The organism is Thauera sp. WH-2 (genome assembly GCF_048321015.1).
Taxonomy (GTDB): domain Bacteria; phylum Pseudomonadota; class Gammaproteobacteria; order Burkholderiales; family Rhodocyclaceae; genus Thauera.
In genome coordinates, this window is the sequence record NZ_JBLWFG010000002.1 from 19,115 (window position 1) to 37,118 (window position 18,004).

The window sequence follows — 18,004 nt, forward strand, 5'->3', positions numbered from 1 at the left end:
CCACCGACGAGACGCCCCATGCTCGACATCCTCTACCGCGACGCGTCGCTGATCGCGATCCACAAGCCCTCGGGCCTGCTCGTGCATCGCAGCCCGATTGCGGCGCACGAGGCGCGTTTCGCAGTGCAGTTGCTGCGCGACCAGATCGGCCAGCGCGTGTATCCCGCCCACCGGCTGGACCGCGGCACCTCGGGCGTGCTGCTGTTCGCGCTCGAGCGCGAGGTTGCGCGCACACTCGCACAGCGCTTCGAGTTGCAGGCGGTCGACAAGCAATACCTCGCCATCGTGCGCGGCCATCCACCCGAACGGGGATGCATCGACCATCCCCTGGTGCGCCGCCTCGACCCGGTCGAAATCCACCGCGGCAAGGGGGCGGGCGCACGCGATGCGCTGCCCGAGGATCTCGATGCGCACGATGGGGTCGATGCCGCAGGGGGCACGCGCGCGACCGCCGAACCCGTCGCCCAGCCCGCACGCACCCGCTACCGCCGCCTGGCCACGGTCGAACTGCCGCACGCGGTGGACCGATATCCGAGCAGCCGTTATGCACTGCTGGAGCTGTGCCCCGAAACGGGCCGCCGCCACCAACTGCGCCGCCACCTCAAGCACATCGCCCATCCGATCATCGGTGACGCCACCTATGGCAAGGGCCGCCACAACCGGCTGTTTCAGCATCTGTTCGGCAGCCATCGCATGCTGCTTGCCTGCACGCGGCTGGCCCTCGCCCATCCGGTGACAGGAGAACCACTCGAGATCGTGGCGCCGGTGGCGGAGGATTTTGCAGCGGTGGTCGAGGCGCTGGGCTGGAGCCCCGCTTTCGGTGCACAATCGCCCTCTCCCGCACTGCGGATCCCAAGCTCCGAAACGACTCTCCAGGTAGAACGATGAACCCGCTGCTTCAGGTACGCCAGCACGGCCAGCAGATCTGGCTCGACAACCTCTCCCGCACCCTGCTCAACGAAGGCCAGCTCGCGCGCTTCATCGCCGAAGACGGCATTGCCGGCGTGACCACCAATCCGGCCATCTTCCACAAGGCCATCTCCGGCGGTCGCTACTACGAGGACGACCTGGCGGCACTCAAACAGCAGGACATCTGCGCCGAAACGCGCTACGAAGCGCTCGTCATTCCCGACGTGCAGCGCGCCTGCGACCTGCTCGCCCCCCTTCATCGCGACACGCAGGGCGCGGCCGGCTATGTGAGCCTGGAGGTGTCTCCCGCGCTCGCGCACGACGCTGAAGGCACGGTTACTGCCGGGCTACGCCTGAAGGCAGCGGTCGACCGCCCCAATCTGCTGATCAAGGTGCCGGCCACCACAGCGGGGCTGGTGGCGATCGAACGCCTGATCGGCGAGGGCGTCAGCGTCAATGTCACGCTGATGTTCTCCCTCGCACACTGCGAGGGCGTCGCGGAAGCCTACCTGCGCGGACTCGCCCGGCTGCAGGCGGCAGGCGGCGATGTCTCGAAGGTCATGTCGGTGGCCAGCCTGTTCCTCTCGCGGGTCGACACTTTGGTGGACAAACGGATCGAGGCACACGGCGGCGATCTGCTGTCACTACGCGGGCAGACCGCCGTCGCCATGGCGCGGCTGGCCTACGCAGCCTACCAGGAACGCTTCCACGGCGCCGGCTTCGAGGATCTCGCCAGCGCAGGCGCGCGGCCGCAGTACATGCTGTGGGCAAGCACCGGCACCAAGAACCCGGACTACAGCGACCTGCTCTACGTCGAACCGCTGATCGGCCCCGAAACCATCAACACCCTGCCCGACGCCACGCTCGCGGCGCTGCGCGACCACGGCCGCGTCGCCGACACGCTGGAGGAGGACGTCGAGCAGGCTGGACAGCACTTCGTCGCCCTCGCGGCGGCAGGCATCGATCTGGTCGCCATCGGCGAGCAACTGCAACGGGAAGGCCTGAACCAGTTCGAGGAGGCCTTCGCCGGGCTGCTGCAACTGACCGCCTGAAACGCACGGCCCCCGCGTCGCTGTATGCGAACGCGGGGGCCGGATGCAGGCGCGTGCCGCTCAGGCCGCTACGCTTTCCGGCTCGGCCAAGAGATTCGCGCGCGAGATGCCCCGGCGGTCGCCGGTCGAGTCGAGCAGTTCCTTCATGTCCAGGATGAGCACGATCTGACCGTTGGATAGCGTCGTGACGCCCGCCACGCCCTTGGGCCGGAAATCGTCCAGCGACTTGATCACCGCGTCCTCACGCCCGGAGAAATTGTCGATTGCGAGAATGAAGGACCAGTCGGCGGCCTGCATCAGCACGCCGTACTGCGGCACGCACTCGCGCGGCCAGCCAAGCAGCGTGGTGAGCGGCAGGATGGGGAGCACCTCGCCGCGCACGGTCATCGTCGCCTTGCCGCCAACGTCCTGGATGCTCTTCGGATCCATGGGCAGGATCTCCCGCACCATGGACAGCGGCACCGCAAAGGGCTGATTACCCAGCCCGACCAGCAGCACCGGCAGGATCGCCAGCGTGAGCGGCAGATTGATGACCAGCGTCGTGCCCTTGCCGAGCTGCGAGCTGACCTCGATGCTTCCGTTCAGTTTCTGGATGTTCGTCCGCACGACGTCCATGCCGACGCCGCGGCCCGACACGTCCGAAACCTTCTCCGCAGTCGAGAAGCCGGGCAGGAAGATGAGGTTGTAGCTCTGCCGCTCATCCATCGTGCTCGCTTCCTCATCGGTGATGAGGCCTTTCGAGAGCGCCTTGGCACGCAGCTTCTCGGCGTCCATCCCGCGCCCATCGTCGGCCACCACGATGACGATGTGGTCGCCCTCCTGGCGGGCTTCGAGGCGGACGGCCGAGCGCGAGGGCTTGCCCGCCGCAGCGCGCCCGGCGGCATCCTCGATGCCGTGGTCCACCGCGTTGCGGATCAGGTGGATGATCGGGTCGGAGAGATCCTCGATCATCGTCTTGTCGATCTCGGTGTCCTCGCCGACCAGCATCAGTTCCACGTCCTTGCCCAGACTGCGCGCAAGGTCGCGTGCAATGCGCGGATATTTCTGGAACAGGCGGCCGATCGGCTGCATGCGCGTCTTCATTACCGCGTTCTGCAGATCCGAGACGAGCAGGTCGAGCTGGCTGACCGCAAGGTCGAGCGCGTGCAGGGTATCGGTGTCCGTCCGGCCCGCGAGGATGTCGCTGCGCAGCGCATTGAGCCGGTTCTTCGTGAGCCCGATCTCGCCCGACAGGTTGAGCACCTGGTCCAGGCGCGAGGTATCGACCCGGATCGAGTTGTCGCGCTGGCGCTCCCCTTCCCGGCGGCCGATCGGTGCCGGCGCGCCCGGCACGTCCGTCGCCCGGCGACCGAAGGCCGCCTTGACGATCGCGTCCTCGACCGCGGCGACCGGCTTGGCTCCATGCGCGTCCGCAGGCGTAGGCGCAGCGGCCGCAGCAGGCTGCCCGACCACCGTTCCGGATGTGACCACCGCGTAGAGCGTATCCCAATCGGGCTCGCCCTGGCGCGGCACGTTCACCGCCTCCTTGGCCGCCGCCGGTGCAGCCGCACGCAAGCCGCCCGCCGCGGCATCGGTGCCTGCGATCGCGGCACGCAGGCTCTCCAGCAGCTCAGGGGCGGCCGCAGAGGGCTGGGTACTGCGCTCGAGCTCGGAGAACATGTCACGCACGGCGCCCGTTGCGGCGAGGATCACGTCCATACGCTCGGGCGTGATCGAGAGCTCGCCATTGCGCAGCTTGTCGAAGAGGTTCTCGGTGAGGTGGCACAAGGTGACGAGTTCGGCCGCATTCAGGAAGCCCGCCCCGCCCTTGATCGTGTGAAAACCACGAAAGATGTCGTTCAGCAAGCCCTTGTCGCCCGGCGACCGCTCCAGGTCCACCAGCTTGTTATCGACTCCCGACAGCAGGTCGCCTGCCTCGATGAGGAAGTCCTGCAGCAGATCTTCCATCCCTGCGAAGTCACTCATGATTCACCTTGCTCCACAATTCGGCGCCATCGACGATGACACCAGCCCGCTGCGCGCAAAGATCGTTGCGCAACGGGGCGATAGTTCAGAAGCCGAGGCTCTCGAGCAGGTCATCGACCTGGGCCTGGCTGGTCACGACATCCGTACGCCCTTCCGAATCGATGACAGGGCCGTTCATCAGCCCGGTGTGCCTTTCAGCCCGAACCTCGGGAGGCGCCGCCTCGAGCAGGACCTGGATCAGCTGCGTCTCCAGCGTCTGGGCCAGTTCGACCACGCGCTTGATCACCTGTCCGGTCAGGTCCTGGAAGTCCTGCGCCATCATGATCTCGTGCAACTGGGCGCCGGTCTCGCGGCTCCCCTCCGCCACCGAATCCAGAAAGCGGTGGGTGTCCGCGCTCAGGTCCTTGAACGCCTCGGGCGAGAGGCGGCCTGCATACAATTCGTCCCAGCGCGCGGACAGGGCCTTCGCACCGTCACAGAGCCGATCCTGGATCGGGTTTGCAATATCGGTCGCATTGAGCACGCGGCTGGCCGCCTGCTCGGTCGCCTGGGCGATATAGGCGAGCCGCTGGCGCGCATCGGGCACGGCTGCTGCAGCGTCCTTGATCGTCGCTTCGAGCCCGAGTTCGCGCAGGGTGTCATGCACCTGCCGCGTCAGGTGCCCGAGGCGGTTGAAAACGACGCCCGCCTCCTGATCTCCGGTCTCTCCCGCCGCCGGGGGCGCGGGAGCCACGTCGGCCTGGGGCTGCCCCTGTTCCGCAACCGCGTCGAACAGCGCCTGCAGTTCGTCGCTGTCGCCACTGTCGCCGCCCGATACGGGCGCGGGAGAGGGCGCTGCCGGGCGCGCGGGCGTGCTCACGGGGTCTGCAGCGATGCTGTCGAACAGTGCCTGCAGATCGTCCGAATCACCGTTTGCATCCATTCTCGACCTCTTGTTCATGGTTCTTTGCTCCGATTCCCACGCTCGCCCGCTCAACCCTGGGGACGCGCCATCTTCTCGAAGATCTTCTCGAGCTTCTCGGCGAGGGTTCCCGACGTGAAGGGCTTCACGATGTAGCCGCTGGCGCCTGCCTGGGCTGCAGCGATGATGTTTTCCTTCTTCGCCTCCGCGGTGATCATCAGCACCGGCAGATGCTTGAGCTGGGGCGTGCGCCGGATGGTCTGCAGCAGCGTCAGGCCATCCATGTTCGGCATGTTCCAGTCGGTGACGACGAAGTCGAACGCGCCGGCCTGCAGCTTCTGCAGCGCCACCTGTCCGTCTTCGGCCTCGTCGACATTGGTGAAGCCCAGTTCCTTGAGCAGGTTGCGCACGATGCGGCGCATGGTCGAAAAATCGTCGACGACAAGAAACTTCATTTTGGGGTCGGCCATCTGTGTTCTCCGGTTCGGCTGACAGGGTTCTGGGTGTTGCGCACCGTCAGCGCTGCAGCATCGGGCGAATCGTGTCAGCAAGCACCTCGGCGTCGAATTTTGCCACGTAGGCATCCACCCCGACGTTCCTGCCCATCGCCCGATTGGCCTCGGATGAGAGCGAGGAGTGCATCACCACCGGAATGCCGGCGAACCGCGCATCGGACTTGATGTTGCGCGTCAGCACGTAGCCGTCCATCTCCGGCATCTCGGCATCGACCATGATGAGGTCCACTTCGTCCAGCAGCACCCGTCCGGTCTGTTCGGCGTGGTCAGCCAGGCTCTGCAGCCGGTTCCAGGCCTCGAGGCCGTTCTGGGCGTGCTTGTGGCGCACGCCGAGCTTGTCCAGCACCTCACTGATCTTGCGCCGCGCAACCGCCGAGTCATCCACGAAGAAGACGTTGACATCATGTCCACCCGCAATCGGCGCGATGTCACCAATGACGCTGTCGCCGAAGGTGTTGGCGAGGATCGACTCCACATCGAGGATCGAGATCAGCCTGCCATCGGGCAACTCGGTGATCGCCGTGATGTAGCCCTGCTGGGTGCCGGCAGCGGAGACGTTTTCGGGCGCACGCACGCGATCCCACTCCACACGCACGATGCGATCGACCGACTCCACCAGGAAGCCCAGCGTGCGCTTGCTGTATTCGGTGACCATCATCGCCCCGCCAAGCGGCGCGCCGGGCTCGGTCAGCCCCAGGATGCGGCCGAGGGACAGCACCGGGATCACATTGCCCCGCAGCGAGATGAGCCCTTCCACACCGGCCGGCATGTTCGGCGTACGGGTGATGAACGGCGTCGTCGAGACCTCGCGCACCTTGAACACGTTGATGCCGAAGTTCTCGTTCGTTCCGAGCGAGAACAGCAGGATCTCCATCCGGTTCGAGCCCGCCAGCGTGGCGCGGCTATCGACCGTGTCGAACAGGCCCGACCCTTCGCGATCAGTCATTTGCATGTCGGCTCCTCACTTGTCCTTCTTTCTTGCGGCGCCTGCTGCACCGAGCAGGCGAAGCAGTGTCTGCGCGAGCCGCTGCGGCTCGAACTTGGGAACGTATTCATCCACCCCGACCGACAGCCCGAGCTGCTGGTTCGACATCCCCGAGAGCGACGAATGCATGATCACCGGAATGCCGGCGAAGCGGCGGTCCGCCTTGATCTGGCGGGTCAGCATGTAGCCGTCCATCTCCGGCATCTCGACGTCCGTGAGCACCAGGCTGACGAAATCGCTCACCGGCCGGCCGCAGGCGTCGGCGTGCGCGGCCACGCGGCGCAATTCTTCCCAGGCCTGGCGGCCATTGACCGAGCCGACATGCCGGACGTTCATCGCATCAAGGGTTTGCGTGATCTGCTTGCGCGCCACGGAGGAGTCGTCGGCGAAGTACACCACGTGCTCGCTGCCCTCCGGCACCGCGGGGATGTCGCGGAACAGGAACTCGTCGTCGTACTTCGAGGTTTCCGACAGCACCCGCTCCACGTCGAGCATCATCACCAGCTGGTTGTCGGCGAGTTCGGTGACCGCCGTAACCAGCCCCCCCAGGCGGGCGGTCAGCATCTCCGGGGGCACCCGCATCTGCGACCAGTCGAGGCGCAGGATCGTATCCACCCCCTCGACCAGGAAGCCCTGGGTGTGACCGTTGTATTCGGTCACGATCATGATGTCGCGCGCCGCATCTCCACCGATGCCCACATAGCTACCGAGATCGACCACCGGCACCAGCGCGCCGCGCAGACTCACCATGCCTTGCACCGCATCCGGCATGTCCGGGGCCGCCGTGATCTGCGGCGTACGCATCACCTCGCGCACCTTGAACACGTTGATCCCGAAAATTTCGCGCCGCCCCGTCCTCGCATCCACCCCGAGCGTAAACAGGAGGATCTCGAGCTTGTTCGTCCCCGCGAGTCGGGTCCGGGCATCAATGTTCTTCAGCAGTTCTGACATGATTTCCTGCTCTGCGGTCGGTTGTGCGCGTCCAGTTTCTCGCGCGATGTTGGTTTAATCGGCTACCGGGACGGGAACTTGAGCCCGTTTTCAACGCAGCATGGCTCCGGAGGGTGGCCCCCCTCCCGCCTGCGCTGCCTCAGCGCCCGAGGCGTCCGGAAATACAGACTCGAAGCCCGGCGCGCTATCCACTTCGATCGCCGCACGGCTGCCCTGCGTTCGGATCGCCTCTTCGGCAGCCCGGTTCAGGACCACGATGCTGATGCGCCGGTTGGCAGGATCGAGCGGATTGTCGAGCACCAGATGTTCGGTGTCCGCGAGCCCCACGACCCGCACCATCTTGCCTGATTCGAGCCCTCCGGCAACGAGTTCGCGCCGCGCGGCGTTCGCACGGTTGGACGACAGTTCCCAGTTCGAGAACCCTCGCTCCCCGCCCGCATATTGCGCCGAGTCGGTATGCCCGGACATGCTCAGGCGGTTCTCCACGTCGTTCAGGGCCTTCGCAATCTCACGCAGTAATTCACGCGTATAGGGGCGCAACTCTGCGCTCGCGGTGGTGAACATCGGCCGGTTCTGCGCGTCGATGAGCTGAATGCGCAGACCATCCTTGATGATATCGAGCAGGATCTGGTTCTTGAACTGGCGCAAGGTCGGATTGGCCTCGATGATGGCCTCGAGCTTGCCCTTCAGGTCGATCAGCTGCGCCCGCTCGCGCCGCGCCGCGGCCTCGACCGCCCCATCCGCCCCATGCTTCGCGCGCGATGGCGCCGCGTCGATGTTGATCGAGCGCGTGTTCGGCGTATCACCGCGCCGTACCTGCCCTACCTTGCGCGACAGGTCCTCGCCACCACCCTGAATGATGCTGGAGCTGTCGCCAGTGCCCTCGCCCCCCTGCATCGCGACCTTGAGCGGATTCTGGAAGTAGTCGGCGATCCCCTCCAGATCGCCCTGCGCTGTCGAGCCGAGCAGCCACATCAGCAGGAAGAAGGCCATCATCGCCGTGACGAAGTCCGCATACGCGATCTTCCATGCACCACCGTGGTGGCCGCCGCCGCCCTTCTTGATACGCTTGACGACGATTGGCTGTTGAGTATCGTCGCTCACGGCATGCTCCCGGACGGGTCCCCGGTCGTCGGCCGCTCAGCGGCACGATGAAGTGTTCGGTACGCGGCCATCGGCTCAACCCTTGCGGCTCTTGATTTCCTGCTCGAGCTCGAGGAACCCCGGACGATCGGACGCATAGAGCACCTTGCGGCCGAACTCCACCGCGACCTGCGGCGCATAGCCGTTCATGCTCGCAAGCAGCACCACCTTGATGACCTGGTAGATCTTGCCGCTCTCCTCCACCTTCTGCTCCAGCTGGCTGGCGATCGGCGCCACGAAACCGTATGAAAGCAGAATGCCGAGGAAGGTGCCGACCAGCGCGCCGCCGATCATCTTGCCCAGCACCGCTGGCGGCTGGCCGACCGAACCCATCACGTTCACCACGCCCATCACCGCAACCACGATGCCGAACGCCGGCAGTGCATCCGCCACCTTGGCGACGATATGCGGCGCCTGGTGCGCTTCCTGATGGTGGGTCTCGATCTCCATGTCCATCAGGTTCTCGATCTCGAAGGCGTTGAGGTTGCCACCCACCATCATGCGCAGGTAGTCGGTCATGAACTCGACGGCATGGTGATCCGCAGCCACGCTCGGATACTTGGCGAAGATCGGGCTGGATTCGGGATTCTCGATGTCGTTCTCGATCGACATCAGGCCTTCCTTTCGTACCTTGGCAAGAATCTCGAACAGCAGCGAGAGCAGATCGACGTAGAGCGCCTTGTTGTACTTCGAGCCCTTGACGGCCAGCGACAGCGAGCCGAGCGTTGCCTTGACCGCCTTGGGCCCGTTGCCGGCAACGAAACCGCCGATCATCAGGCCGATGATGGCGAGGTACTCCATCGGCACCCAGAGCGCGGCGAGGCTGCCGTGCACCGCGTAGGTGCCGAGCGAGGCTGCGAGGATGATGACGTAACCAATGATCAGGAACACCGCTTACTCCATGGAAAGGGCCCGGTGCGCGAAAGGGCGGGGCGGTCGTTGACGGCAGTAACGACCGCGCTGAACGGAACTTGAGCGTACCGGCCCATCCTGTTGCGCGGCACGAACGATGCGCGGAGCCGGCGTCGCTGCGCCACCGGATGACGCAACGCCACAACGAACAAGGGCCGCCTGTCTCCAGTGCGGCCCATATCGGTACTCGCGGCCCGGCGCCGCGACATGCAGTGCAGCCCCGTCAGGCGGTCTCGACCTGCTTCGCCGATTGACGTGTGCGCGAAACCGCCTTGCGGGCGCCGACCTTCTTGCGCGAGGAGCCCGCGCGCGAGGGCATGTTGCACAGCCCGCACACATAGTCCTGAACCGGATCGTGCGCATGCGCCACGAACTGACCACCGCAGCAGGTGCAAGCCGCGCTTTGCAGCAGATCCGCATCGAAGAAGCGCACCAGCGTCCATGCCCGCGTCAGGCTGAGCACCGGCTCCATCGCCGTGCTCTCGATGTGGTCAAGATACAGGTGATAGGCCTTGAGGGTCGCCTCCAGCCCCTGCACGCCGCCACGCCCGGTGAAGAAGCGGTGATAACCCATGAACAGCGAGGAATGCACGTTCGGCTGCCAGGTCATGAACCAGTCGGTGGAGAACGGCAGCATGCCCTTGGGGGGCGATGCGCCACGCACTTCCTTGTAGATCTTCAGCAGCTTCTCGCGGCTCAGGCGGGTTTCGACCTCGAGCATCTGCATGCGTGCGCCGAGTTGCACCATCTCCACCGCGCGGCGGACGTCCTCAGCTTCCTCGATGACACTCTTGTTCTTCATTACCGACTCCTCATGGCGTCTCTCCAGCTGCCCGCCCTGCGGCCAGAATCGCGGCATGCAGGCTTGCGCTGGTGGCGTCGCGCCCCTCACCCGACATCAGCCGGGCGATCTGCGCGTCATCGAAGCGAAAGCAGGGGATCAGGGTCTGCGAGGACGCCATCCGAACCAGCTTCGCTGCCGACATGGATTCGATCAGGTCGGCCAGTTCATCACCGATCCCGAGCCGGAACAGCGCCGTCGCCCTGTCGCTGCGCAACATCTGCTGCGCGAGCATGAGGTAGGCGAGATTCAACTCGCGGATTTCGGCCTGAAAATCTGGTCGCTCCATCACTTCCTATCCCGTTCAGGGACGAATGGCCCCGAACTTAAAGTACTTTCTGAGCAACAGCAAGTAACAAAGTCACGATTCGCGCCCGATCGTGCCCCTTGACTGTCGCTCGCCAGCAACATCCGCAGCTCCACCGGCCGATCAAACCTGGGTGGCCGCAGCCGGCTGCCGCTCGCGCTGCGGCGCAACGACCCGGTCGCGGCCGTGCTGCTTCGCGCGGATCGCGCCACGGTCCGCGCATTGGACGAGCGCCTCCGGGGTGCTCATGTCGACGGTCCGCTCCGCCACGCCTACGCTTACGCTCAAGTTCAGCTTCGGCATGTCGGACGCCAGCACCGTCGCACGCACGGACTCGCACACCCGCTGAGCCATGGCACAGGCAGCGGGAAGATCTGCATCCAGGCACAGCACGAGGAACTCGTCCCCCCCGGTACGACACACCACGTCCTGCACGCGCAAGGCCTTGCGCACCGCCTCCGCGGCCAGACGCAGCGCGATGTCGCCGATGTCATGACCATGGGTGTCGTTGATCGATTTGAAGTTGTCCAGATCGACCACCATCACCGACAGCGGGCGCGCGTGACGGACCGACTTGGACCACTCCATGCGCAGCGCCTCCCCTGCATGACGCCGGTTCGGCAAACCGGTCAGGGCATCGGTCAGCGCCGCTTCGTGCAAGCGGCGGTTCGAAATCGCCAGTTCGGCGGCGTGGCTGCGCAGTTCCTCACGCTCACGCTCCAGATCGCGCTGCAGCGCCACCGTGCGCAGGCAATTGCGCAGGCGCAACATCAGTGCGGCGTGCCCAAGCGGCTGCACGAGGAAGTCGTCCGCCCCCGCTGCCGAGGCCGACACCAGCATGGCGTCATCCTCGGACACGACCACCGCAAGCACGAGAATGCTGCGTCCCATGCGCAGGTCGCGAAGGCTGCGCACGAGCCTTGCAGCCGCCTCATCCCACTCCACGACGAGCACCTGGGGCTGCACGTCCAGCGCCCGCTCCAGCGCGCTCTCCGCATCCGGCACCTCGGACATCATCATGCCGAGCTCATTCAACCCCGTCCGCAAGAGCTTGCGGACAGCCTCATCGCGCACCAGCACAAGCGCGCGCGGCCTTGGAACGGCATCCTGCCCGCCCAGTCCGTCGCGCACCTCCCGGGCGTCCTGAGCGGAATCGGGGGAGGCACACGCCTGCGTCGTCTCTTCGACCTTGCCCAGCGCCTCGAAGCGCGGGCAGGCGCCCGTATTCATCTGCAGCAGGCGGCCCCACTCGCCCCAGCTGCGCCCGATGCGCTCGCAGATTGCAACGAGCTCTTCACGCGGCAGCCCCAGACGGCTCGCAAGACGCAGGATCGCCGGCATCAGCGCCTCGTGCTCGGCCTCCGGCAGCAGGCACAGGCGTGCGATCGCGCGCGAAAGCACAAGGCACTGCACGATACCCGATTCACGCGACCCCTCCGCAAAACCAGACAGATCGGGCTGCTCGTAGTAGCGCACCGGGTGCGCGAGCGACTCGGGCACCCCCCAATCCAGCAGCATCGCTGCCCCGAGTTCGCAGTGGTCGATGGCGAAGGCCTGATCTTCGAGCCTGCCCTGCTGCAGGCCCGGGTTCGCACGCAATTCGCCCAGAATTCTCGCGAACGCATCCGGATACGCGGAGGCGAGGCCGAGCTCGCCGACCCGTGCCAGCAGGCCGAGGCTGAAAGCCTCATCCGGCGAAACAACGCGCAGACGCAAGGTAAGCATCTGCATCGACAGCCCCATGAGCAGCGACGAGGACCAGAACTGTGTGTAGTCGAAACCCTTGCAGGCGCCCTTTCGGTAGCTGGAAAGCAAAGAGAAACCCAGCGCAAGCCCGCGCACCGCGGGCAGGCCGAGCACCATCAAAGCCTCCTGCACCGAGACGATCGGGCGCCGGCCCTCGTGGAACATGCCGTTGGCCGCCTTGATCAGCCGCCCGACAAGCGCCGGATCTGCCTTGATGGTGCGCCCGAGGTCCGCCAGCGACACCGTGCTCGACTGCGTCATGCGGATGACCGCGAGCGCGACGCCCCTGGGAGAGGGCAACTCCCCCGCGCTCTTGATCTGCGCGAAACGCTTCATGTCTATCGGTAGGGACATACTCATCCTGTGCAAATCGCTCACGCCGCGGCTGCGCGGACGCGCCGCGCTACCAGCCGCCCTGCCATTCTTCGTCACACATCGGCGGCAGGCAAGCGGAAGCGGGCTAGAATCGCCGAAAATCTCACAAGCGCAAGCCCATGAAATACTGTTCGAGCTGCGGTAGCCAGGTCGCCTTCCGCATTCCGGCCGGCGACACCTTCCCTCGCCACGTGTGCGAACACTGCGGAACCATCCACTACCAGAACCCCAAAGTCGTCGTCGGCGCGCTGGCAACCTGGGAGGATCGGGTCCTGCTCTGCCGGCGCGCGATCGAACCCCGCTATGGCAAGTGGACGCTGCCCGCCGGATTCATGGAAAACGAGGAAACGACCGCCCAGGCCGCCGCCCGAGAAACGCTGGAGGAAGCCTGCGCCCGCATCGAGGTGGGCGAACTCTATACCCTGATCGACGTTCCGCACATCAGCCAGGTGCACATCATCTACCGCGCCCGGCTGATCGAGCCCGAGTTCCGCCCCGGGGAAGAGTCGCTCGAGACGGCACTGTTCGCCGAGCAGGAGATCCCCTGGGAGCAGATCGCCTTCCGCTCCATCTCGCTCAGCCTGCGCCACTTTTTCGAAGACCGGCGGGCCGGACGCTGGCAGGTACACACCGCCAGCCTGCCGCCGCCACCGCTCGAATGGCGCTGAGTGCCGGAGCCAGCCGGCGACAGGCCTCAATCTGCCTGATAAACCTATTAGTGCATCAGGGTTGAGCCCCCCTGCCGCGCGGAGGATAATCGCGCTCAGAGTCAAAAGGCCGACCTCACCCACTCCTCCTTTCCCCTTCCCCACTCTGCGCGCGGATCATGACCAGCTACATCTTCGTCGTAATCGGCGCCGTCCTGGTGAACAACGTCGTACTCGTCCGTATCCTCGGGCTGTGCCCGTTCATGGGCGTGTCGAAGAAGCTCGAGACCGCAATCGGCATGGGCGCGGCGACGACCTTCGTGCTCACCCTAGGCTCCGGCACGAGCTACCTGATCGACCATTACCTGCTGCAACCCTTCGACCTCGCCTACCTGCGCACACTGTCCTTCATCGTCGTCATCGCGGCCATCGTCCAGCTCACCGAGCTCGTGATCCAGAAGACCAGCCCGCTGCTGCACCAGGTGCTGGGCATCTACCTGCCGCTGATCACCACCAACTGCGCGGTACTCGGTGTGCCGCTGCTCAACGTCGGCATGAAGCACAACCTGCTCGAGTCTCTGCTGTTCGGATTCGGATCCTCGGTCGGCTTCACGCTCGCGCTGGTGCTATTCGCCGGCATCCGCGAGCGCCTGGACGGTGCCGACGTACCCTTGCCCTTCAAGGGCACTGCGATCGCGATGATCACCGCCGGGTTCATGAGCCTGGCCTTCATGGGCTTCGCCGGCCTGGATCGTTTCCACTGAGGCCGCCGTAAGCATGCTCACTGCAATCCTCGTGATGACCGGTATCGCCATCGTGCTCGGCGTGGTGCTCGGTTATGCCGCAATCCGCTTCCGTGTCGAGGGCGATCCACTGGTCGAGAAGATCGACGCCATCCTGCCGCAGACCCAGTGCGGCCAATGCGGATACCCCGGCTGCAAGCCCTACGCCGAAGCCATCGCCAAGGGTGAGGCCGAAATCAACCAGTGCCCACCGGGGGGAGAGGAAGGCGTGCGCAAGCTCGCCGACCTGCTCGGGCGAGAGTTCAAGCCGCTCTCGGAAGAGCACGGCGTCGAGAAACCCAAGGCGGTGGCGGTCATCGACGAGCAGACCTGCATCGGCTGCACGCTGTGCATCCAGGCCTGTCCGGTCGATGCCATCGTGGGCGCCGCAAAGCAGATGCACACGGTGGTCAGCCCCCTGTGCACCGGTTGTGAGCTGTGCGTGGCGCCCTGCCCGGTCGACTGTATCGAAATGGTCGCCGTCCCGGATACCGTACAGACCTGGAAATGGAAGTACCCGGTGGTCGAAATCAGGAAGGCATCATGATCGGGCGACTGTTCAGATTCCACGGTGGCATAAAGCCCGACGCGCACAAGAATGAGTCCTGCACGCCGGCAATCCGGCGCGCGCCCCTGCCCGCCCGGCTGATCGTTCCCCTTCGCCAGAGCGCGCGCGCCAGCGCCGCATGCATGGTCGAACCCGGCCAGAAGGTGCTCAAGGGCGAGCGCATCGGCGAAGCCGAAGGCATGCTCGGCACCGCGGTCCACGCCCCGACCTCGGGCACCGTGCTGGAGATCGGCGATTACCCCATGGCCCACCCGTCCGGACTGGACACCCGCTGCGTGGTGATCAAGCCCGACGGCGAAGACCGGTGGGTCGAACTCGCCCCCTTCGACTACCACAACGCGAGCCGTGGCGAGGCGCTCGCCTGGCTGCGCGACTGCGGCATCGTCGGTCTGGGCGGCGCAACCTTCCCGAGTCACGTCAAGCTCGGCAAAGGGGCCGGCATCGAGATCCTGATCCTCAACGGCGCCGAGTGCGAACCCTGGATCACCTGCGACGACCGCCTGATGCGCGAGCGCGCGACCGACATCCTCGCCGGCGCGAGCATCCTGCGCGAGCTCATTGGCGCACGCGAGCTCGTGGTCGGCATCGAGGACAACAAGCCGGAGGCGATCGCCGCGATGCAGCAGGCAGCCGGTGCAGCTTCAGGTCCGGTGCGCATCGTGCCCGTGCCGGCGCTCTACCCGGCCGGTGGCGAGAAGCAACTGATCCGCGTGCTCACCGGCATCGAGATCCCCTACGGCAAGCTCGGCGGCGACTATGGCGTGCAATGCTTCAACGTCGGCACCGCGCATGCGGTGTATCGCGCGATCGCGCACGGCGAGCCACTGGTGAGCCGCATCGTCACCCTTACCGGCAATGCCGAAAACCCGGGTAACTGGGAAGTCCCGATCGGCACGCCGGTGGAGGACCTGCTCACGCTCGCGCACCCGAAAGCCGACACCGACCGCTACATCATGGGCGGCCCGATGATGGGCTTTGCCATGCCGCGCCTCGACGTTCCGGTGGTCAAGGGCAGCAACTGCATCATCGCCGCGTCCCCCAAACTGTTCCCGCCCGCCCCGCCGGAGCAACCCTGCATCCGCTGCACCGAATGCGCCAAAGCCTGTCCAGCCGAGCTGCAACCATTCGAGCTGTACTGGTTCAGCCGCGCGAAGAACTTCGGCAAGGCGCAGGAATACCACCTCTTCGACTGCATCGAGTGCGGCAGCTGTGCCTACGTCTGCCCCGCGCACATTCCGCTGGTCGATTACTTCCGCTTCGCCAAGAGCGAGATCTGGGCGCGCGAGCGCGAAAAGGCCGCCGCCGATCAGGCACGCGAGCGCTTCGAGTTCCGCAACTTCCGCCAGGAGCGTGAGAAGGCCGAAAAGGCCGCCAAGCTCGCGGCCAAAGCCGCAGAGACGCGGGCCAAGCTGGCCGAGAACCCGGCCGCGGGCGCATCGACCGCACCGGCTGCCGCCGAGGCCGAAGATCCGAAAAAAGCCCTGATCGCTGCCGCGCTGGCCCGCGCCAAGGCACAGAAGGCCGAGATCAAGCCGCAGAACACCGACAACCTCAGCCCGCAGACACAGGCCGAAATCGCCGACATCGAAGCGCGCCGCAAGGTGCTCGAAGCCGCAGACGCGCTGCCGCCCTCCGCGGAGGCCGCAGTTGCAGCCGCACCCGAATCCGAGTCCGCCGAAACGCGCGCCACGACCGACGCCGAGCCCCGCCCGTGAGCCCGAAATGATCCATTCTCCCTACGTCCGAAAGCCGGTCAGCGTGCAACGCACGATGGGTTTCGTGCTGGTCGCGCTCGTGCCCGGCATCCTCGCACACGTCATCAACATCGGCGCCGGCGTGCTGGTCAACCTGGCCATCTCCACCATCACCGCGGTTGCCGCCGAGGCACTGATGCTGGCGCTGCGTCGTCGGCCGGTGCTGATCGCGGTCACCGACCTGTCCGCGGTGGTCACCGCCTGGCTGGTCACGCTGTGCTTCCCGCCGATCGTGCCCTGGTGGCTGACGGTCAGTGCGGTGCTGGTGGCGATCGTCGCCGTCAAGCACCTCTACGGCGGCCTCGGCCAGAATCCCTTCAACCCGGCGATGGTCGCCTACTGCTCGATGATCGTCGCCTTCCCGGCGCTGATGTCGCAGTGGCCGCCCGCCGGCCATCTGCCTTTTGACACCCAGCTCTCGCTGATTCTGGGCGGACCTCGCGACATCGACGGCATCACCGGAGCCACCGCGCTGGATGCGCTGCGCACCGGCCTGCGCGCAGGCACCCAGACGGTAGACCAGGTCCTCAAGGGCGACGCCTTCGGCGCGCTCGGCGGGCGCGGCTGGGAATGGGTGCCGCTCGGCTACATCGCCGGCGGCCTGTTCCTGCTCGCGACCCGCATCGTCACCTGGCACATGCCGGTGGCCTTCCTCGGCACCCTGACGGTGGTGTCCGGTACTTTCTGGCTGGCCGCACCAGGCAGCTTCGCCTCGCCGCTGTTCCACCTCGCCACCGGGGGAGCGATGCTTGCGGCCTTTTTCATCGTCACCGACCCGGTGTCTGGCGCCACCACGCCGCGCGGCAAGCTGCTGTTCGCGGGCGGCATTGCGCTCATCGCATGGCTGATCCGCAACTTCGGCGCCTACCCCGAGGGCATCGCCTTCGGGGTGCTGCTGATGAACATCTGCGTGCCGCTGCTCGACATGAAGACGCAGCCACAGGTGTTCGGGCACCGCCACGAACCGCGGGAGGGCAAAAAATGACCGCTCGCTACTCGGCGACTCGCACAGCCCTTCGCACCGGCGCGATCATGGTGGTGTTCACGCTGCTGTTCACCGCGATGATGGCCGCCACCTACCAGCTCACGCGCCCCACCATCGAAGCCTCCGCCCAGGAAGCCCAGATGCGCCTGATCAACGAGGTTCTGCGCCCGCGCAGCTACAACAACGACCTGCTCGCAGACGTGGTGCGCTTCGGCCCTGCCCCGCAGATCGGCATGGACCAGGGCGGCCGTGTGTGGCGTGCGCGCAGGAACGGGCAACCGGTCGCACTCATCATCGAAGGTGCGGCCACCGACGGCTACGCAGGACGGATCTCGCTCATCGTCGCGGTTCACACCAGCGGCCTGCTCACGGGTGTGCGCGTCACGCATCACAAGGAAACCCCGGGCCTGGGCGACTACATCGACCCGAAGAAGGACCGCCGCAAGGACATGCCCTGGATCGGCCAGTTTGCCATCGCCACCTGGAAAGACGTTAACACCGCCGAATGGAAGGTGCGCAAGGATGGCGGCACCTTCGGCTATCGCACCGGTGCCACCATCAGTGCGCGCGCGGTGGTCGGCGCCGCCGGGCGCACCACTGCCTTCGCCGTCGAGCACATGGATGCGCTCTTTGCCGCGCCGGCCGGCAGCACGCTGGGAGAATGAA

General features: G+C 65.9%; 18 protein-coding genes. 8 read left to right on the forward strand and 10 right to left on the reverse strand.

The window, feature by feature from the left end; translation table 11 throughout:
• Positions 1–18 precede the first annotated feature (18 nt).
• Together ACNKW1_RS04350 and tal are read left to right on the forward strand one after the other, a co-directional pair.
• Complete coding sequence (locus ACNKW1_RS04350; RefSeq protein WP_418363377.1) at positions 19–888, forward strand: pseudouridine synthase; 870 nt, start codon at positions 19–21, stop codon at positions 886–888.
• On the forward strand, positions 885–1,961 hold the full coding sequence (gene tal, locus ACNKW1_RS04355) for a transaldolase (RefSeq protein ID WP_418363378.1): 1,077 nt from the start codon (positions 885–887) through the stop codon (positions 1,959–1,961). The genes ACNKW1_RS04350 and tal overlap by 4 nt, the downstream gene beginning before the upstream one ends.
• 60 nt (positions 1,962–2,021) lie before the next feature.
• Here tal and ACNKW1_RS04360 read toward each other — a convergent pair whose 3' ends face one another.
• The 10 genes from ACNKW1_RS04360 to ACNKW1_RS04405 form a co-directional block, all read right to left on the reverse strand.
• Positions 2,022–3,926 (reverse strand): chemotaxis protein CheA, encoded by a 1,905-nt coding sequence (locus ACNKW1_RS04360; protein ID WP_418363379.1) that lies wholly within the window; start codon positions 3,924–3,926, stop codon positions 2,022–2,024.
• A gap of 85 nt (positions 3,927–4,011) precedes the next feature.
• A complete protein-coding gene (gene cheZ, locus ACNKW1_RS04365; RefSeq protein ID WP_418363380.1) occupies positions 4,012–4,866 on the reverse strand; it encodes a protein phosphatase CheZ in 855 nt (284 codons plus the stop codon).
• Between the two features lie 32 nt (positions 4,867–4,898).
• Positions 4,899–5,297: a chemotaxis response regulator CheY gene (gene cheY / locus ACNKW1_RS04370; RefSeq protein ID WP_418363381.1), complete on the reverse strand. Its 399-nt coding sequence runs from the start codon at positions 5,295–5,297 to the stop codon at positions 4,899–4,901.
• A gap of 46 nt (positions 5,298–5,343) precedes the next feature.
• Positions 5,344–6,294, reverse strand: a complete 951-nt coding sequence (locus ACNKW1_RS04375) for a chemotaxis protein (protein WP_418363382.1) — start codon at positions 6,292–6,294, stop codon at positions 5,344–5,346.
• Between the two features lie 9 nt (positions 6,295–6,303).
• A complete protein-coding gene (locus tag ACNKW1_RS04380; RefSeq protein WP_418363383.1) occupies positions 6,304–7,278 on the reverse strand; it encodes a chemotaxis protein in 975 nt (324 codons plus the stop codon).
• A 90-nt stretch (positions 7,279–7,368) separates the two neighbouring features.
• Entirely contained in the window at positions 7,369–8,382 is a 1,014-nt protein-coding gene (gene motB / locus ACNKW1_RS04385; protein ID WP_418363384.1) for a flagellar motor protein MotB, read from the reverse strand.
• Between the two features lie 75 nt (positions 8,383–8,457).
• The gene (motA, locus tag ACNKW1_RS04390; RefSeq protein WP_418363385.1) at positions 8,458–9,312 is read right to left on the reverse strand and encodes a flagellar motor stator protein MotA; all 855 of its coding nucleotides are present in this window, start codon (positions 9,310–9,312) and stop codon (positions 8,458–8,460) included.
• 244 nt (positions 9,313–9,556) lie between these two features.
• A complete protein-coding gene (gene flhC / locus ACNKW1_RS04395; RefSeq protein WP_418363386.1) occupies positions 9,557–10,135 on the reverse strand; it encodes a flagellar transcriptional regulator FlhC in 579 nt (192 codons plus the stop codon).
• A 10-nt stretch (positions 10,136–10,145) separates the two neighbouring features.
• A complete protein-coding gene (gene flhD / locus ACNKW1_RS04400; protein ID WP_418363387.1) occupies positions 10,146–10,463 on the reverse strand; it encodes a flagellar transcriptional regulator FlhD in 318 nt (105 codons plus the stop codon).
• A 141-nt stretch (positions 10,464–10,604) separates the two neighbouring features.
• The gene (locus tag ACNKW1_RS04405; protein ID WP_418363388.1) at positions 10,605–12,581 is read right to left on the reverse strand and encodes a diguanylate cyclase; all 1,977 of its coding nucleotides are present in this window, start codon (positions 12,579–12,581) and stop codon (positions 10,605–10,607) included.
• Between the two features lie 140 nt (positions 12,582–12,721).
• On the opposite strand from ACNKW1_RS04405, the gene ACNKW1_RS04410 reads away from it, so the two are divergent.
• From ACNKW1_RS04410 to ACNKW1_RS04435, 6 genes are all read left to right on the forward strand, one after another.
• Positions 12,722–13,270 (forward strand): NUDIX hydrolase, encoded by a 549-nt coding sequence (locus ACNKW1_RS04410; RefSeq protein WP_418363389.1) that lies wholly within the window; start codon positions 12,722–12,724, stop codon positions 13,268–13,270.
• A gap of 158 nt (positions 13,271–13,428) precedes the next feature.
• Positions 13,429–14,013 carry an electron transport complex subunit RsxA gene (gene rsxA / locus ACNKW1_RS04415; RefSeq protein ID WP_418363390.1) on the forward strand — a complete coding sequence of 195 codons (585 nt, stop codon included), beginning with the start codon at positions 13,429–13,431 and terminating at the stop codon, positions 14,011–14,013.
• A 13-nt stretch (positions 14,014–14,026) separates the two neighbouring features.
• Positions 14,027–14,578: an electron transport complex subunit RsxB gene (gene rsxB, locus ACNKW1_RS04420; protein ID WP_418363391.1), complete on the forward strand. Its 552-nt coding sequence runs from the start codon at positions 14,027–14,029 to the stop codon at positions 14,576–14,578.
• Positions 14,575–16,314, forward strand: coding sequence for an electron transport complex subunit RsxC (gene rsxC / locus ACNKW1_RS04425; RefSeq protein WP_418363392.1), 1,740 nt, complete (start codon positions 14,575–14,577; stop codon positions 16,312–16,314). Before rsxB ends, rsxC begins: the two co-directional genes overlap by 4 nt.
• A 7-nt stretch (positions 16,315–16,321) precedes the next feature.
• Positions 16,322–17,338, forward strand: a complete 1,017-nt coding sequence (locus ACNKW1_RS04430) for an RnfABCDGE type electron transport complex subunit D (protein ID WP_418363393.1) — start codon at positions 16,322–16,324, stop codon at positions 17,336–17,338.
• Positions 17,335–18,003 (forward strand): RnfABCDGE type electron transport complex subunit G, encoded by a 669-nt coding sequence (locus ACNKW1_RS04435; protein WP_418363394.1) that lies wholly within the window; start codon positions 17,335–17,337, stop codon positions 18,001–18,003. Before ACNKW1_RS04430 ends, ACNKW1_RS04435 begins: the two co-directional genes overlap by 4 nt.
• Position 18,004: the final 1 nt, after the last annotated feature.

Coding starts and splice junctions, on each gene's coding strand:
- ACNKW1_RS04350 (WP_418363377.1), top strand. CDS start 19: ATGCTCGACATCCTCTACCGCGACGCGTCGCTGATCGCGATCCACAAG.
- tal (WP_418363378.1), top strand. CDS start 885: ATGAACCCGCTGCTTCAGGTACGCCAGCACGGCCAGCAGATCTGGCTC.
- ACNKW1_RS04360 (WP_418363379.1), bottom strand. CDS start 3,926: ATGAGTGACTTCGCAGGGATGGAAGATCTGCTGCAGGACTTCCTCATC.
- cheZ (WP_418363380.1), bottom strand. CDS start 4,866: ATGAACAAGAGGTCGAGAATGGATGCAAACGGTGATTCGGACGATCTG.
- cheY (WP_418363381.1), bottom strand. CDS start 5,297: ATGGCCGACCCCAAAATGAAGTTTCTTGTCGTCGACGATTTTTCGACC.
- ACNKW1_RS04375 (WP_418363382.1), bottom strand. CDS start 6,294: ATGCAAATGACTGATCGCGAAGGGTCGGGCCTGTTCGACACGGTCGAT.
- ACNKW1_RS04380 (WP_418363383.1), bottom strand. CDS start 7,278: ATGTCAGAACTGCTGAAGAACATTGATGCCCGGACCCGACTCGCGGGG.
- flhC (WP_418363386.1), bottom strand. CDS start 10,135: ATGAAGAACAAGAGTGTCATCGAGGAAGCTGAGGACGTCCGCCGCGCG.
- flhD (WP_418363387.1), bottom strand. CDS start 10,463: ATGGAGCGACCAGATTTTCAGGCCGAAATCCGCGAGTTGAATCTCGCC.
- ACNKW1_RS04405 (WP_418363388.1), bottom strand. CDS start 12,581: ATGTCCCTACCGATAGACATGAAGCGTTTCGCGCAGATCAAGAGCGCG.
- ACNKW1_RS04410 (WP_418363389.1), top strand. CDS start 12,722: ATGAAATACTGTTCGAGCTGCGGTAGCCAGGTCGCCTTCCGCATTCCG.
- rsxA (WP_418363390.1), top strand. CDS start 13,429: ATGACCAGCTACATCTTCGTCGTAATCGGCGCCGTCCTGGTGAACAAC.
- rsxB (WP_418363391.1), top strand. CDS start 14,027: ATGCTCACTGCAATCCTCGTGATGACCGGTATCGCCATCGTGCTCGGC.
- rsxC (WP_418363392.1), top strand. CDS start 14,575: ATGATCGGGCGACTGTTCAGATTCCACGGTGGCATAAAGCCCGACGCG.
- ACNKW1_RS04430 (WP_418363393.1), top strand. CDS start 16,322: ATGATCCATTCTCCCTACGTCCGAAAGCCGGTCAGCGTGCAACGCACG.
- ACNKW1_RS04435 (WP_418363394.1), top strand. CDS start 17,335: ATGACCGCTCGCTACTCGGCGACTCGCACAGCCCTTCGCACCGGCGCG.